Raw genomic sequence first — 17,630 nt, 5'->3', positions numbered from 1 at the left:
TATTTCATTTGGGACTACTCTATATGTTCACACGGTACATATTCATGAAAACACTTATTGTATTTGCAGCTATTATCTTCATAGCCACTTTCAGTGGATGTATTGAACGGCAGGACACTCCCCCCGATTCTGTGAGACCCGATCTTATTTCTGAAGAAAATGGAAATCGTATATTTGGAAATGTAAGTGACACTGCAGCCGTATCTCCTGGAGAGATATGGATCCAGGGACTGGGCACTTTCACATTCAATCCTGAAGAGATCAAAACAGTTCGAGAAGATATTTTTCAGGAAGGCTATTTCTCAATTTTTGATATTTTAGTTCATTTGGAAGATACAGAACAGATTGAACTCGACTACTATTTTGATCCGGATATGAACACCTATGTGATTGTCGATCTCAATGGTCATGATAACTGGTGGTACGATGCCCGTTATGACGGTGGATGGCGTGAAAGAAGCGTTTTTAGAATGGATCATTATCCCTATAAGGATAATATGTCCCTGAGAATTGTCAGGGAATCGAGTAGTCGTCTTGAATCGATATATGAGACCTACCGGGATGAAATAATACGAAAAGAAGAAAATGATGGCAAAGTAATTGTACCCGAAGTAATTATTACCGGTACACAGGAAACCCTTGTTTTTGAAAATGTTGAAGTCAAAGCCCATGATTTAAGGTCTGATATGTTTCAGCCAGGAGTAATAACGGCAATCGACACCATATTAACTCTTGGTGAAGAGGGCAAAATCAGCTATGACCTTCGATGGTATGAGTCAATCGGCTCTGCAGATGTTGTTCAAAGCTACTGGGTTGAGCGCATCAATCATGATCAAAGTCATCTAAGATGCGGATTTGTCTATGAAGCCGGAGACTGGAATTTTGAACTTTTCAGGGGCAATCATAATCATATTCCCTCAGATATAAGAGTGATCAACTCACCGGAGTATGTAATGTATTTCTGGATTTGCATTTAACTTATGAAACAGAGATTATCTCCAATCCAGATCAAAGCGAAGTTGCAGAAAAAAGCTGTTTAACTTAGCAGATATCCATAACATGAGTGGCGGTCCGGGAGTGGGGGTTAATAGTAGACCAGCCACCCATTTGTTTCATCTCAATGATATATATGATCTTATTATTACATTACCTTGCATGAAACTTCTTTTCGGTCTTTTCTACCCTGAACTTGATTTCTTATTAGTATAGATGGCTTATGATTTATGATTTTTTAAATATTAAATCTCTGTTATTGGGGCTCTGTAGAAATCCTTATCTGAATAATTCATTAAATCTATTATTTTTCAAAGGGAGTCTGGTTATCCTTATGTAAGTTTCATAAAGTAGATAATCCCGGGAAACTAAGTTTGGTTATGGGGCTATATATGGATTAAATCAAAACTGGTGGTTTTAAACACTATCTACCAGAAAAAAAGGTGAGGGCCACCTCTAGAATCCCTATCAGGATGGCGACAGTTACACTTGGAAACCTTGGGAGTGGAAGGGGAAGGTGTAAGGTTTATTTCTCAACGCCCTATGCCGGATGCCGTCTCCGATCGCAGAAAATTAAGGGGAGCGTGGCAATAACAGGAGGAATATTTAGATGAGTGGAGAATTAATAGGTGAATTTCGAGGAAAGACCATTGGTATGAGAATAGTCGAAATTCTTGAGAACGGAATGAAGGCAGAATCAACGGACCATTCAACCGGCAGGCTGCTTGGGATTGATGCTGAGGATACTGGAACAAACTGGCAGGTATGGCGATTTCCGGATAACATCCATGGGGAAGGTATTGGCGTGATTACATCAAAGAATGGTGAAATTGCTACCTATACTGTATCAGGAACCGGCCGGGGAACAGTGGGGAGTTCCGAAGCAATATTTCATGCAATCATGAATTTCCGTTCTTCTACCCCACAGTGGAGCCGTCTCAACGGCAGTCCCGTTATGGTCGAATACAAGGTTGACAGTGAGGACAATATCCACTGGAAACTCTGGGAGTGGAAGGAGAAGACTTAATGGTTTCTGGGGCCCTAAGCCCCGGAAGTCATCCTGGTTGCAGTAAGTTAAGGGAAGTGTAGCAACAACAGGAGGAACATGCAGATGTGCGGTGAGATGATAGGCGAATTTCGAGGAAAGACCAGTGGTATGAGAATAGTCGAAATTCTCGAGAACGGAATGAATGCTGAATCGACGGACCAGGCAACCGGCAAGCTTCTTGGAACCGATGCAAAGCACATTGAAACAGACTGGAATGTATGGCGATTTCCGAATAAGATCTCTGGAGAGGGCATCGGTGTAATTACGTCAAAAAGCGGCGAAATAGCTATGTACACTGCTTCTATATGATGGAAAGGATCCGCGTTCTTCTCTTAATATTGCTTCAGATCTTCACACCCAGATCCCCGTATCTAAACTTGTGATAATACCTGACGTTGGCCATGTAGCCAATCAGGAAGCACCAGAAATATTCAATACCGAAATACGCAACTTCCTTCGAAGTATTCAATAATGATTAAATTATCAGGATAATTTTTGATTATGTAGAGTCCCTGTCAAAACCAACATCATTGAATTTTCTTACTAAACTATGTCCTACAACATGACTTCCATTGAATTCATGGCACAAGCGAAAAACAGTACGTACGGCACACCGGCTCTTTGAGTGTACACGGAACAAAAAAAGAAGAATATGACAGCAGAATTATACTGTCATAGCTTAGAACCTGATATCTCGATCAAAGATCAGTTGCTGGCTGGCAATATCGATGAGTTTCAGGTTGACAGTTTCATCAATTGAATCTACATCAGATTCCCCACTTAAATCTGTTGAATTTCCGATGAAGTAGCCATTAGTTTTATTCTGCCAGATATATAGTGTTTGACCAACTTGGAATTCTCTATAATCTGTACCCAGCTTGACATCTACAGGTTCTTCGTTTACAGTGATTCGAGTGATAGCACTGTCAATCCTAATCTGCTCTCCACCACGGTGCTGAAGTTTGATAACTTTTTCATCACCATTATCAGTATTTTCAGTCGCTGCACTCGCCGTAATACTTGCCTGTGGTGCCTGTCCGATATCTCCGCCTATTCCGAAGACGAATGCTGCAATTACAGCTGCCAGGATGACGGTGATGGCTACCATCAGGATGACGCCGATGACCGGTGCCGGCAAGCCGATTGATGCTGTTTTTTGCTATTTCAGGTAGCTTTTGCTACATTATTTCACCCCACTTCGGGATAAAGTGATTGTATGGCTAAACCAGCTATGAAGAATTTGAGTACATATGTAACATATGAAGATTTTTTGGCTTTTGAAAAAGCTGCAAAAGAATTTGAAGAACGTGCACCCTTAAAAAGATCTAGAAAAGGTAATTATCCTCTACTGATTAGGTTATTGTTTTTTACTGGTGCAAGGATTGCAGAGATTGTAGGCACTCCACGTAGGATTCTTACACAGTGCTTATCTCCCGGAAACAATAAAAGAAAAGGCAGGTGCCAGAAATGGTGTATTGAAAGAAGTGATAGGGTATGTATTGATTCTAATTGTGAACATTTCAGGATCTATATCCAAAAATATCATCATGGTATTCGGGTTAAAGATATTTCTTTCCGGGATAGACTCATCGCAGTCTATGGAAAAAGTGTTAAGTCCGATGAACTGAAAGCCAGAACTGTTATCATTGACCAGACTACACTGGACTTAATCAAGGAACATATAGAAAAATATTCTCTGAAACCAGATGATAAGATTCTTAATATCAATGAGAATGGAGCTAAAACATTCCTGCCCAAAATACGAGATAAATTGAACCTTCCTTGGGTTTCAGCCCACAAGTTCAGACACGGTCATGCGATCTATTGCATTCAGAAAGGAATGGATATCCGTACTCTTCAATTGCAATTAGGACACGAGGACCTGGCTACTACTGCAATCTACCTACAATTCGCTGTGGATGATAGGATAAAAGTTTATGATAAGGTGTTCAATGCAAAACCCACAGATGCTAAAATCCAGTGTCCAGGCTGTGGATTTAGTTTTAAGGTAAAGAAGAACAAAGAAATTGATTTTGAGGATAGGATGAATGGGATATTTAAGTATTAGACCGGATGAAAATATTATATTTTCACCTGCCTAATGCTGTCCCCAATCCTCATCCGCTCATCACCAATTGTTAATTTATAGGATTTATATAAAATTTACCTATAATGAGGATTAAGGGATGGTTTAGAAAACTCAAAGTTGTTAGCACGTGGTGAATTATAGCATGCACTTCACTTATTTTAAAAATCCAATGGGTGGAGTGCGGATTCAAGTATTCATAAAAATGGGAAAGAACAAACTAATGCTCTTTCATTCTTTCCTGAACCTACCAATTGCCACGCTAACAATAGAAACTACTAACAATGTCATAAGAGCAGTGAATCCAGGTGTCTGTTCGTAATCCGCTCTTTCATCTTCCTCTGATCCAACTTTCTCACTATTTACGTCATTGCTGGTTTCATCAATACGCTGATCACCAATAATACTAAACAGTGAAAACCCGGTAGTTTCTGCATTAAAATAAATTACTTCTCCATCATCATCTATCTGAGTTGTTGGTAGATCCTGCCATTCATTATTATGGTAACGTGCAACACGTATTGTTTCAGGATCGATATTATTTTCATTTATCCAGTCCCAGGTTGCGGTGAAGTGTATCATTATGTTATCAGCGTTCTGGCTTGAAATAGTACCTGTACGTCCAACATTGATATTCATGTAGCTATTCACAATACCTGTTGGCTCAGGAGTATTCTCCGGAACATGTGATAATACTTCAACTCTAGTCTGTACTCTTCCTTCATTATCCAGTGCTTCAAAACTGATTCCGATAACAGGGGTATCAGAACTGGATAGGTCGTAGTTCACTTTACCTGGAATTACAGTTCGTATTGAACTTGAGGTAGATTGCACATTATCAGAATTATCACTCGGTGCAACGGATGTTCGTCTTGAAGTTGAAGTAGTTGTCACTTTAGCTTCTTCGGGTTCTACTATTTCATAATGGTCGTAGAGATTCTGTAAATATGGATATCCATTATTTATTCTGGAATCAATTGCCCAAATTGTTGTGAAATCCCATTCAGGTTCGAATGTAGATTTCTTTTTCATCTCAGGTGTGGTTTTGCCTGTAACGTTTTCATGGTTACTTATATTTCCAACACCATCTGAACTTCCGATACCCGATGTTGCGATATTCCAATATGAATATTCAATAACTCCTCCAGTTTTGTTACCAACCAATCCCCCAAAATCTGTGCCTGTTTCGGATTTATCTTCTACTTTACCAATAGAATATGAATTATTTATTTTACCACCCTGTATTAATCCAACAAGACCACCAACTGAATTGTTTCCTATCACATCACTGATTGAATAGGAATTTTCAATTGTTCTATCAGATCCTTCTTGTCCAACAAGACCGCCGACTGAATTATTTCCTTCAACTGTACCAGATGAAAATGTCATGTTGATTGTACCCGTATTTATTCCAACAAGTCCACCGAGTTGATCGTTACCGGTCACATCACCTGTGGAATGTGAGTTTGTGATGGTTCCCTCTATAGCTTTTTGAAAATGATTATTGCCAACAAGTCCACCTGCTTGATCGTTACCGGTCACTTCACCTGTGGAGTATGAATTATCAATAGTACCCCAATTTTCACCAACAAGTCCACCTACTTGATTGTTACCGGTCACTTCACCTGTGGAATGTGAGTTTATGATAGTCAATCCAATGTTCCGACCAACAAGTCCACCTACTTTATTGTTACCGGTTACATCACCCGTGGAGTAAGAATCTGTAATATTCTCGTCCTGATTATAACCAACAAGTCCACCTACTTGATTGTTACCGATCACATCACCTGTGGAATAGGAATCTGTGATAGTCACTCCAATGTTCCGACCAACAAGTCCACCTACATAATCATTACCTTCAACTGTTCCTGATGAATATGAATTATCAATGGTTTCAGAATTATCTCCAACCAGTCCACCTACTTTATTAGTTCCGTTCACTTCACCTGTTGCATATGAATTACTTACAGTAACACCTAGATTATATCCAACAAGTCCACCTACACTCGAGAGACCTGTTACATTTCCAGTTACATATGAATATTTAATACTTGACGGCTGACTAAGACTAAAACCAATAAGTCCTCCCACATGGTGTCCCCCTGTTATATCAACATCAACCAATCCAATATTTTCAAACTCTGCACTATCAGCATATCCAAATAAACCTGCAGCATCGTCAGTAGTTCTATTAATATACAACCCTGCTATTTCATAACCCTGACCATCTAAATTGCCTGAGAAATAATTAGAAGAAATATCACCTATTGGTTCAAAGCCATCACCACCATTCCAATATTTGGTTTCAGACGCATTAACATCATTAATCAGAGTATAATTTGCTGAGAGGTTGAGGTCCATTGCTTGTAATTGATTTATATTTGATATCTGGAATGGATTTTCAGATGTTCCATCACCATCATCGAATATCTGGTATGTATGGGACAGGTTCTGAAGATACGGATATCCATCATTTATAGCACGGTGAGTTGACCAAATTTCTGTAAAATCCCAGTCTTCAAAAGTGTTAATTGCGTTTGGATATGTTAGATTTTCAGTGGTGTTACCAAAAATTCCAGAATCTTCGCCTGAGCCAACACCATCAGATACATCAAGTCCTGATGTTTCGATATCCCAATATGAATCACTTATTGTGTCCTGATTTTCTCCAACAAGTCCACCTACAAAATCATTACCTTCAACATTTCCTATTGCATATGAATTAGTTATTGTGCCACTATTCTGTCCAACGAGTCCACCCACCCCCGAATTACCTTCAACATTTCCTGTTGTGTATGAATTAGTTATAATGCTATTACCATAATTACCACCAACCAGTCCACCTACAAAATCATTACCAATAACATCACAGGTTGAATATGAATCATTTATAGTTCCAGCCTCGTTTATACCCACCAGTCCACCGACATTACTTTGACTCTTAACAATTCCTGTTGAATATGAACTACTTATTGTACCAACATTGCTCTGTCCAACAAGTGCACCCACTCTACTTTGTCCTGTTATATTCACATCAATTAAACCAATATTTTTAATTTTAGCATCATTTGTAGATCCAAACAATCCTACCCGTTGTGTTGACGGTTTATTAATATAAAGACCAGTTATCTCATAACCATTACCATCAAATATACCTGTGAATTGATTGTTCCAAACACCTATGGGAACAAATCCTTCACCATTATTCCAGTTTATAGTATCAGATGCATCAATGTCACTTATTAACTGAAAATAAACACTATTGTTGTTCAGATACTCAGCCTTATTCATATTCTGCAACTGATCAACATTAGATATGTTATATGGACTATCTTCACTTCCATTTCCACTATCAAAATCACTTTGATGAGGTGCAGCTGCAGAAACTGCTGACACTGAAATTAAAAAGATGAGAGATAAAAATAATGTGAAAGCAATTTTAAAAGTCGATACGTTCCTATTCGTTTTTTTAGTAAACATTATTTTGATGTTGAAATGTACTTATTTATTACTTTTGATTCTAAACTATGTTACTCAATGGATAACTTTTTTAGCAGCACGTTCATGCCTAACCCCCCCAAAAAAAAGTATTTTCAGGCTAACATCCCTAAAATGGCTCCTAAAACTTATGCTCTACCTAGACTAGTTTTAAAATAGACTGTGATTTTTAATAATTAAAAAATGAAATCGGACAATCTAATGTCCTTTCATTCTTTCCTGAACCGATTAACTGCCACTACAACAATAGAAAATACAAATAGTGACATGAGGGCCGTGAATCCGGGAACTTCTTCATCTAAATCATCTATTTTTTCAGGTTCAATATCATTTTCATCAACCAATTCTTGGTCTGGGTCATCTGAATGTGCACCGGTTATTGCGAACTGTAAAAATCCTGTAGTTTCCGATGTATAATAATACTACTCATCATTAAACTCTTGAAATGTTGTGTCGAGACGTTGCCATTCACTGTCACTAAATCGATTCATGTGAACATCATCACTATCCAGATCATTCTCAATTAACCACGTGCTATGTACTTTAAACTCTATTAATACATTCTCAAAATGCTGACCTTCAGTGAACCCCGCTCTATCAAACCAGATATTCAGGTGTGTGTAAACTGAACCTTCGGGATCAACATCCGCAAACTCTGAACGGGCATGTAATTTTTCTACTCTGACTTCAAGTGAACCTAGGTTCTGTAGTGGATTGAATCTTATTGTGGTTAAAGGTAGTTCAGGTTCACTAAAAGTATATTCTGAAGGTACACCGGAGTTTATTGATCTAGATACGACTTCAAACAGAGCTACATTCTCGTAATGTTCACTAGCACTACCACCAGCTCCACTTTCCCCACTACCTCCTGATGGTGTACTTGGAGAGGCGGTGTAATCATTTAAGGGGTTAGATCACCACCGATACCATAAGTTGAGAAGCGACTGAGATTTGTCCAGACATAAGGTTCTTTAAATTTTGTTGACTGGTAGCTGATCTGTTTTTCATTGATACTAGCCTGTCATTTTATCCTAAAACGGAAGGGTGAATCCTTAATTTTGAATCTATTTCCTGAAAAATTGATACTAATTTTTAAAATTAACCTTATATTTTATTAAAACGTAAGGATAATAGTGGATGAAATTTTAGTTAAAAATGTACGTGTACTTGCTCCACAAGAGTTTGATACACTTCTGCAAGGAATAGATGATTCTGTTTCTAGAAGAAGATTTCTGCTACTTTGGTGGACAGGCATGAGATATGCTGAATTCCAGCGATTTCATAAAAATTCTAATTGGTATTTACCTAGAAGAAATGTGATACATATTCCAGCCGAAGGATCTAAAAAAGTTAAGAGATCACAATTGGAGAGATATATTCATCCATTACCAGATTTGTTAAGAGAAATCATTAATCAGTTTCACGAAGATCCATCACCACCTACCAGACAAACATGGAATGAAAATCTCAAGCGTTGGGCAACAAAAGTTAATCTATCACCTGTTGGGTTGAGTGCGAAGACTACCAGGAAGAGTATAGAAAGCTGGATGGTAGTTGCAGACATGCCACTCAATCAGATATATTTGAGGCAAGGTCATAGTGAATTAACCAGCTTGATGCATTACCAGGGTCTTCATTTTAATCCCGGAGAAAAGGATGAGATTAAAAGAAGATTATCTCAGATCTTGTACTAAAAAAAGGCTCTGTAGAAATCCTCTATATTCGAAAAAATAGTTAGAGTTATAATAAGTCAAAATACACTGTCAGTCATTGATGATATTTGTCAGTTGCGACTAGCAGACGATGATATCTAGATCGGCTTTCTACATAGCGATTAAGTCAGTAATAAAATAACACTTCTAATGAACTGGAAAATTTCATAATTTAAAAGAGTTAAAATTAAATACTATGTATTAATAAATTGATACTGTGAGTAAAACTAATTTTTTAACTTATGAGATACTTTGACAATTAGCTTTGTACTCTTTATATTTACCATTTTTTGGGGAGGCGTTTTGAATGAATATTGTATCTAAATTTGGATTGATATTGTTAATGGTATTGCTTTTTTTGGTATCATCGGCAACAGCATTTGATAGTAGTAGTTCAAGTAATTATCATATTGTATCTATGGATGGAAATGGAGATTATTCTACTATTCAACAAGCTATAAATAACGCGAGTAGCGGAGATACAATTAAAGTTAAATCCGGTTATTATTCTGAGAATGTAGTTGTTAATAAAAGTTTATCTTTGATTGGCGAAAAAGAGCAATCTTTTCCTACGATAGATGCTGGCGGAACAGGATCCGCAATTTTCATTATTTCAGATAACTGCACGATTAAATATTTTAATATAACTGGAAGCGGTGATGATTTTAGTTCCGGAGCATCTGACAGTGGAATTTTAGTTAAATCTAATAATAATAATATTACTAATAATATAGTTTATAGCAATAATTACGGAATTTATGTTTTTGAAAACGATTATAATCACATCACTAATAACCGAATTTCAGATAACAAGATTGGAATATATTCCTTATATGCTAACAATAACTTTCTTGACAGTAATCAATTAAAATCAAACGATGAATATGGCATTTTTATTTCTAATTCAAATAAAACAACGGTAACTAATAGTACTATTTTTTTAAGTAGTAAAGGAATAAAAACATATAATTCGGCAGACTCGTCAATAACTAACAATATTGCAAAAGATAATTCTATTGGTTTTGAAGTTGAGTCTTCAACTTTAATTAATAATACTGCTACTGGAAATTCCAATTATGGTTTTAATTCTAAATATAGCACTTTGATTAACAATATTGCAGAAAATAATTTAGCTGGTTTTAAGATTGAATCATCAACTTTAATTAACAACACAGCTATTGGAAACACAGGTAGTAATTTCGGGTATGGTTTTAGTTCTAAATCTAGCACACTAAGCAATAATACTGCAAAACACAATTTAATTGGATTTTATGGAGAATCCTCCATTTTGAATGATAATATAGCGTTTGCTAATTCAAATTATGGATTTAGTGTATCTTCAAGTGAACTAACCAATAACAACGCAACCATGAATAGTCGTGGATATTATCTCAACGAAAACAACTTGCTTATTAAAAATAAAGCTCTCAAAAATAATTACTATGGTATTTACAGCAATAATGTAGGCAATCTAATATTTAATTGTACAATATCTAATAATGGACCGGATAGTCTTGGAAGCGGGATATTTTCATATCATCCTATAGTAATAATAGGAAATGATATTTTTGGAAATAGCAAAGGTATTGACCTAATAGATAGCCGCAATATAATAAGTGAGAATCAAATTTCTAACAACACAGGAGATGGAATACACTTATTACGCGACTCTAATGAGATTTATAAAAATCATATCTTGGAAAATGGAGAGAATGGAATCTATTTAAAAGGTGATAGTAACAGTATAAAAAATAATATGATCTCTAATAATAGTAATAATGGTCTTTTTTTAAGTTATTCTGATAACAATCTTATATCTCAAAATATAATTGATTATAATGGGGAGTTTGGTGTTGAAATATCTAGATCTTCTAATACAAGATTAAATGAAAATGAAATTAAAGAAAACAATAAAGGCCTTATTGTAGCTGATGAAAATTCAGATAGCTCTACTTTTCAAAATAATTCTTTCATATCTAATTCAGAGTATAATGTGTTTGATAGTAGTGGATTAAATTTATGGAAATACAATTATTATAGTGATTATAATGGACTAGATTCTAATAATGATGGATATGGGGATACTCCATACTATATTGAAGGAAATTTGCTAGGACTTAGGGATGAATATCCTTCAATGCAACCGTACAATGTTCAAATACCTGATATTTCTACACTAAGGACAGATTATAGTGGTGCAAGTTTCATATTAAGTCCTGGAGAATCTATTAATTTAGGACACAATTCAATAAAATTGCGTGATATTGACGTTACGTATACTAAAATATGGTTCGAATACAGGGGAGTTGAATCTAGTGATAAAATAGTTTCAGTTGGAGAACATTTTGTGATAACTGATTCTTGGAATGATAGATTAATTTTTAGAGGATATGTAAATGAGATATCTGAAAATACAGGAGAAGTAACTTTCACTTCATTTTATCAAATTCGCCCCGAAATTATCCTAAGTTCTTCAGATCTTCAATCAATTAAAAAATCAGCGCCTACTGTGTCAGAAGTAACTGTAGGTGAAATTACTCATGAAAGTGCTGCCATTAAATTTGATGTAGATCAGGTGGATGCAAAAACTGAAGTCAGGTATGGTACCAATGAATCACTTGCTAATTATGAATCAAAGTGGGACAATTCTACTGATTCAACTTCAAGGCAAATCTCATTAACTGACCTGGATGACAATACAAAATACTACTATGAGGTATTTGCTTATAATAAAGTAAATGAAAGTTTCAATAATAGTAGCGGTATTAATGATTTTAACACCCGTTCTGTATCAGGAAACCGGATATTGCAGGAAGGAATGGCTCTTCACTATGTATGGGATGGCAGAAGCTTCTCTGGATTTTACTATGATCTGGATACCAGTGTGAGTTCTGAACGTATGAGTATAGACCTGTCTGAAGGCTCCAGAAACGTTGCGGATGGAAATTTGAGATATATCACTGAACCTGTGATTACCGAATTTGATTATGGCGGTTTTGGTGAATATCAGGTGATCGGATTTATGGCTGACAGGTATTTTGCCGGTTATACTGCTGCTACTACTGCTTTCGTGAACCGAGATATCAGCATGATGGCAGATGGTCAGCTTTCAAAGGTTCTGATTGATACCGATGACAGGCGTTCGGTATTTACCGGCTCATCCTTGGTGCTGGAAGATGGGTATGAAATCGATATTGTAGAGATAGATGTAAGTGGTGACAGTGTTTTCCTTACCCTGAAAAAAAATGGAACAGAGGTTGACAGTGCGACTCTTTCATCTGGTGATATTTATGTATATGAGAGGGATATTGGCCACACAGATGACGTACCTGTGATCGCAGCCCACATATCAAGTGTTTTCAGAGAGACTGAGGCAAATGCTGTGTTTATTGAAGGTATTTTCCAGATATCTGACGACTATGTTTCCATTGAACAGGGTGAAAAGTTTGGCAGAATGGAAATCTCGTCCATAAGTGAAAACTCAATTGAGATGAGAAATAATGGCTCCTTTAATCTTCGCCAGGGAACTACAATTGACATAATGGGTGACCTTAAATTCATTGTTGCAGACTCCGGTACAATCAGGTTTGCACCATTTGTGGATATTACAGAATCAGGTGTACATGAAATTAGGGGGACAGTTGCAGAGAATGAAGGTCTTACCTGGACTCCCTTGAACTTCGAAGGATTCTATTATGATATAGATGAAGGTTTGATGACAGAGTCCTTGGAACTTGAGTACAGTGGTAGATATGTAGGAAATGGAGACCTTAGATATGAAACTGTACCTGCACTTGTAAGCTTTGAGAAGAGCGACTTTGGATCGTATGAAGCAATTGGATTTATGGCAGAGAAATACTTTGCCGGTTATACTGCTGCTACTACTGCTTTCGTGAACCGAGATATCAGCATGATGGCAGATGGTCAGCTGTCAAAGGTACTCCTTGATAATGATAACCGTAGGAACCTGTACACTGGCTCTTCCCTGGTTCTGGAAGAAGGATACGTTCTCAGAATACAGGAGATCGATCTTGACGGTAATAATGTACTGGTATCTCTGACAAAGGACGGCTCAGAGGTGGATTCTTATGCTATTGTGGGAGCTGGTCAGAATTATATTTACGAAAGAGACATTGGTTCAACTGACGATGTTCCAATAATCATTGTAAACATTGAGGATATCATCAAAGATGATGAGGATGTAATTATTGGTGGTATCTTCCAGATATCCGATGTTTATCAGCTGATCGAGACCGGTGACAAGTTTGGAAAAATGGAAGTTGATTCCATCATAGAAAACCGTATTGTTATGACAAACGATGGCGGTTTTTCACTTAGTAGAGGAAGTACAATTGATATCATGGGAGACATCAAATTCAAAGTAGCTGACTCTTCCGATATACGGTACTATCCATTCATAAATCAGGACTTAGATGTGGAATCAGAGCCTAAACCCGACAAACCTATGATTGCGAGTGACATTGTTCACAATATAACTATTGAAAAACAAACACCAAAGTTTAATTTCACTACACAAAATGATGAAAGTAGTTGGACCTATAAAATAATAGATTCTTTCAAAGATCCTTATTATGTTTTTGATAACGGTAAATTCACTAAAATTTTAATAGATAATGATGAAACATGGGATTTAGAAGTGGGACAATCACTTTCACTTGCTGGAGGTTATGCAATAACACCACTACAGATTGATGTTGATGGTGAAAAGGTTTGGATTGAGTTAACAAAAGACGGCACATATATAGATGATATTATAATTGATATTGGCCAAAATATCGATGCGTATGACAAAACATGGAGATATAAGCAAGATATTGACGGTAATGCTGATATAGTAACTTTAATGGTACATGTTGATGAGATTAGTACAGGCAATACTAATCATGTACTGATTAATGGAATTTTCCAAATATCTAAAGAAATTATCCTCATACCAGATGAATTTATGCTAAAAAATGAAACTATTGTTGAATCAATAAATTCTGGTGATTTAGTTTATAATGCTACTGTAATTGATAATAAAAAGCCTAAATTTAACTTTAAAACAGAGAATAATCTAGATTCTTGGACTTATAACACTAAAGATTTGTTTTCTGAAAAATATTATGTTTTTGGTGAAGGTAACTACAGTCAAATTTTAATAGATTCTAGTGATCGATGGACACTTAGAGTCGGTCAGACCTTTGAACTTAAAGAAGGTTACGCAATAACACCACTACAGATTGATGTTGATGGAAACAAAATCTGGCTTGAACTCACAAAAAATGGCCAATATGTAAGTGATGAGATTATTGACGCAAGTTTGAGTACATTTGATAGGACTTGGATATATAAACAAGATGTAATGGGTGAAGATGATATTGGAACTCTATATATTCATGTAGATCAGGTATTCTTGGGTACTGTAGACAGTCTCTGTGTCATTGAAGGTATATTTCAGATTTCAGATGAATTAATTCAAATTGAAGAAGGTGATGATTTTTCTAAAATGGTAGTAAAACAGGTAACATCTGACTTCATAAAAATGGAGAATAACGAAACTATACTCATACCGGATAATGATGTAAGTAAAATAACACAAAATACTTGGATTCGTGGAAATAAAGGTTCAACAGCATGGTATATATATACTAACCTTTCCGAGGATAAAAAAATCACTCCAGTTGAACCAGATATCGAACCAGAACCTGAGCCTGTTGCTGAAGTAGATGAAGTTACACTGGTTCAGGGGGATGCATATCAGATCAATAACTATCTGATAGATGCTCGCCTTATTACTGCATCTGGTCAAACGGCCTCATTTGATGTATATGAACGTGAGGAGAAAATTAAAAGTTCAATGATTTCCGTAAACGAATCATTTACTTTTGGTTTTGAGGATGACAGTGAAGTGAAAGTAGAACTGGTCAAAGTGGATTCCAGCAGTGGCCTGCTTGATCGTGCTACGATCGCTATTTCGATATCAGGCTATAGCTTACGAGATCTCCATACTACTGAAAAGATCCCTTATGGTGATGACCCTAAGTTCACTGACTCAATATATACTATTAATTTATCTCAAGGTTGGAACTTGATATCCACTCCACAATTGCCTGCAGATCCTTCCATAGATTCAATATTTGGAAATTATGATGATATATTACAACCTGTTTATGCATGGGATCCTGTCAGTAAACAGTATTATGAACCTGAAAAACTTGAACTCGGGAAAGGCTATTGGGTGTTTGCATTGAACAAAACAGATGTGGAGATAAAGTAATACTCCTGTTATTGGCCCATATGAAATATTGGATATCCAGAATATGGGACAACTTAAACGAAAAGGTTTCCAGAAGACAAAACAGAATAATGCAGCTATTAAATGGATACAAAACAATCAGGATAAAATGTACTACTAGATTATAATTGGGGTTTTATATGAATATTCAGTTTTCAGATTTAAAAAAATTAGTAAATAAAATAGTTGAAAAAAAAGCCATATTATCCATTGTATGTTGTATATTATTAATGGTTTGTATAACTCCCGTTTCTGGAGAAACGGAGGATGCATGGCAAGTTAACCTTGTTTTTGATTCTTTCCAAGAAAGTTCTGACGATACAACACCACCTCCACCACCCGCAAGATATAATTTGACTTTTGGTGTTCATCCCGATGCAACACATGGATTTGATCGTGACCTGGACAAGATCGCACCTCCACCTCCAATGGATGATAATGCATTAGAGGTCTATTTCCCCTGCGACCACGAAACTGTTACAAGACTGGTAGATAATATTAGGCCAGTAGATAACACTGAATGGGAATTAGTGGCTAAAGCACCAGAGGATTCTGATGTAACAGTTTCCTGGGATATTTGGTCAATACCCCCACATAAAAAATTCATTTTAGAGCTAAATGGTGAACAGGTCAATATGAAAAGTCAAGGTAGATTGAGCCTAGAGAGTGGAAAACATGATATAACTATCAAACTTGGACCATTCACTGAAATATCTATTGATCTAGTCCAAGTTCCTGAGATCACTGCGAACAGTTCAAGTACAACTAGTACTAACCTTCGAGACATATCTCGGAATTTTGCTGAAGATACTGGTATAGAAAAGTATGAGTACACGATTAGAAGTGGTTCCAATAATACAAGGAGTACTAACGTATCAGTGAACATATCAGATGCCCCACCACGTGGAACACCACCAATCACTGGCACACATGCTCCTCCATTTTATTATACTATGGGTATTGACCAGGACGATGACTGGTATAATGACGTTGAAGAAGTTCATTTAAGAATATACTACAATAAATCAACTATCCAAAATATGGGTATTGATGAGAGTAGTTTAAGGCCGCTAAGGTATACTGATAATGAATGGATACTTCTTGACATTGCACCTCGTACCCTTAGTGATGGCACTGTTCTCTACTCATCAGGTGTAGACGCAGATGTACCTGAGCCTTATGTTTGGGCAAACCTTAGTCGTTTTTCAACTTATGGAATTGGAGGAGACTTACAATCTACAGAGGATCATACTAGTGCACTTTCAGGGAGCGGCAGTGGATCAGGTGGCGGTGGTGGTGGTTCTGCAGGTGAACATTACGAGAACATCGATGTAGTTGAAGTGGTATCGCGCTCAATATCTTCAGGTGTTCCAGCCGAATATAGTTTCACAGAGCATGATATGTCATTAACATCAATAACATTTAAACCTCTACAAAATCTTGGTTCACTTGAAGTAAGAGCTGAAACCTTGCATGAAAGATCAGAGTTTGCAAATACAGATCCTGAAGGATTGGTTTACAAACATTTCAATGTCTGGTTTGATAGAGCTGGATTTACCGAAGACCAACATTACGAGAATGCAAAAATAGAGTTTAAGGTAGATAACTTATGGCTACAAGAAAATGATATTGATGTGGACACTATCAGATTGAAACGGTACACTGAAGGTTACTGGCAAAATCTGGATACCACCATCCAAGATTCAGATGATATATGGCATTATTTTGTAGCTGATACACCTGCGTTCTTGCAATTTGCAATAATTGGTTATCAAACCAATGAGAAATCTGAAAAATCTTCAGAAATACTGGATCCTGAACCTGAAGATATTGAGGATATAGAGGAAGAAATTCCAGGTTTTAGTATTCTTCTCGGCATCTCAATCTTATTGACATTGACATTGTTCATTAAAAGAAAGTAGAGTGCATATTAGTTAAAATGTTGAAAATATTTTAAAAATTATTTCTTATTTTTTGTAAATTGAATATATATTA

10 protein-coding genes and 1 pseudogene are annotated in these 17,630 nt (G+C 36.4%); 7 read left to right on the top strand and 4 right to left on the bottom strand.

Annotated elements, in window-relative coordinates:
• Positions 1–44 precede the first annotated feature (44 nt).
• From MZHIL_RS07275 to MZHIL_RS07265, 3 genes are all read left to right on the top strand, one after another.
• Positions 45–977, top strand: a complete 933-nt coding sequence (locus MZHIL_RS07275) for a hypothetical protein (RefSeq protein WP_048815536.1) — start codon at positions 45–47, stop codon at positions 975–977.
• A gap of 626 nt (positions 978–1,603) precedes the next feature.
• On the top strand, positions 1,604–2,020 hold the full coding sequence (locus MZHIL_RS07270; protein ID WP_013898724.1) for a hypothetical protein: 417 nt from the start codon (positions 1,604–1,606) through the stop codon (positions 2,018–2,020).
• Between the two features lie 84 nt (positions 2,021–2,104).
• Positions 2,105–2,350: a hypothetical protein gene (locus MZHIL_RS07265; RefSeq protein ID WP_013898723.1), complete on the top strand. Its 246-nt coding sequence runs from the start codon at positions 2,105–2,107 to the stop codon at positions 2,348–2,350.
• A gap of 370 nt (positions 2,351–2,720) precedes the next feature.
• Here MZHIL_RS07265 and MZHIL_RS07260 read toward each other — a convergent pair whose 3' ends face one another.
• Positions 2,721–3,179, bottom strand: a complete 459-nt coding sequence (locus tag MZHIL_RS07260; RefSeq protein WP_013898722.1) for a type IV pilin — start codon at positions 3,177–3,179, stop codon at positions 2,721–2,723.
• A 78-nt stretch (positions 3,180–3,257) separates the two neighbouring features.
• Between MZHIL_RS07260 and MZHIL_RS07255 the strand changes: the two genes are divergently transcribed.
• Complete coding sequence (locus tag MZHIL_RS07255; protein ID WP_013898721.1) at positions 3,258–4,109, top strand: tyrosine-type recombinase/integrase; 852 nt, start codon at positions 3,258–3,260, stop codon at positions 4,107–4,109.
• A 249-nt stretch (positions 4,110–4,358) separates the two neighbouring features.
• On the opposite strand, the gene MZHIL_RS07250 is transcribed toward MZHIL_RS07255, so the two are convergent.
• The 3 genes and pseudogenes from MZHIL_RS07250 to MZHIL_RS10905 all read right to left on the bottom strand — a co-directional run.
• The gene (locus MZHIL_RS07250) at positions 4,359–7,523 is read right to left on the bottom strand and encodes a GLUG motif-containing protein (RefSeq protein WP_048815535.1); all 3,165 of its coding nucleotides are present in this window, start codon (positions 7,521–7,523) and stop codon (positions 4,359–4,361) included.
• Positions 7,524–7,834: 311 nt separating this feature from the next.
• On the bottom strand, positions 7,835–7,969 hold the full coding sequence (locus MZHIL_RS10835; RefSeq protein WP_281033986.1) for a hypothetical protein: 135 nt from the start codon (positions 7,967–7,969) through the stop codon (positions 7,835–7,837).
• A 78-nt stretch (positions 7,970–8,047) separates the two neighbouring features.
• Positions 8,048–8,443 (bottom strand): annotated as a pseudogene (locus MZHIL_RS10905) (PGF-pre-PGF domain-containing protein); the annotation flags it as partial.
• A gap of 315 nt (positions 8,444–8,758) precedes the next feature.
• Here MZHIL_RS10905 and MZHIL_RS07245 point away from each other — a divergent pair.
• The 3 genes from MZHIL_RS07245 (at position 8,759) to MZHIL_RS07235 (ending at position 17,557) form a co-directional block, all read left to right on the top strand.
• A complete protein-coding gene (locus MZHIL_RS07245) occupies positions 8,759–9,319 on the top strand; it encodes a site-specific integrase (RefSeq protein WP_013898720.1) in 561 nt (186 codons plus the stop codon).
• A 325-nt stretch (positions 9,320–9,644) separates the two neighbouring features.
• The gene (locus MZHIL_RS10220; RefSeq protein WP_013898719.1) at positions 9,645–15,617 is read left to right on the top strand and encodes an S-layer protein domain-containing protein; all 5,973 of its coding nucleotides are present in this window, start codon (positions 9,645–9,647) and stop codon (positions 15,615–15,617) included.
• Between the two features lie 248 nt (positions 15,618–15,865).
• A complete protein-coding gene (locus tag MZHIL_RS07235; protein WP_172633397.1) occupies positions 15,866–17,557 on the top strand; it encodes a PGF-pre-PGF domain-containing protein in 1,692 nt (563 codons plus the stop codon).
• The last annotated feature ends 73 nt before the right edge of the window (positions 17,558–17,630 follow it).

Origin of the sequence: Methanosalsum zhilinae DSM 4017, from assembly GCF_000217995.1 — an archaeon.
Taxonomy (GTDB): domain Archaea; phylum Halobacteriota; class Methanosarcinia; order Methanosarcinales; family Methanosarcinaceae; genus Methanosalsum; species Methanosalsum zhilinae.
The sequence above is the reverse complement of the archived record's forward strand: the minus strand, read 5'-3'. Positions and strand labels throughout refer to the sequence as shown.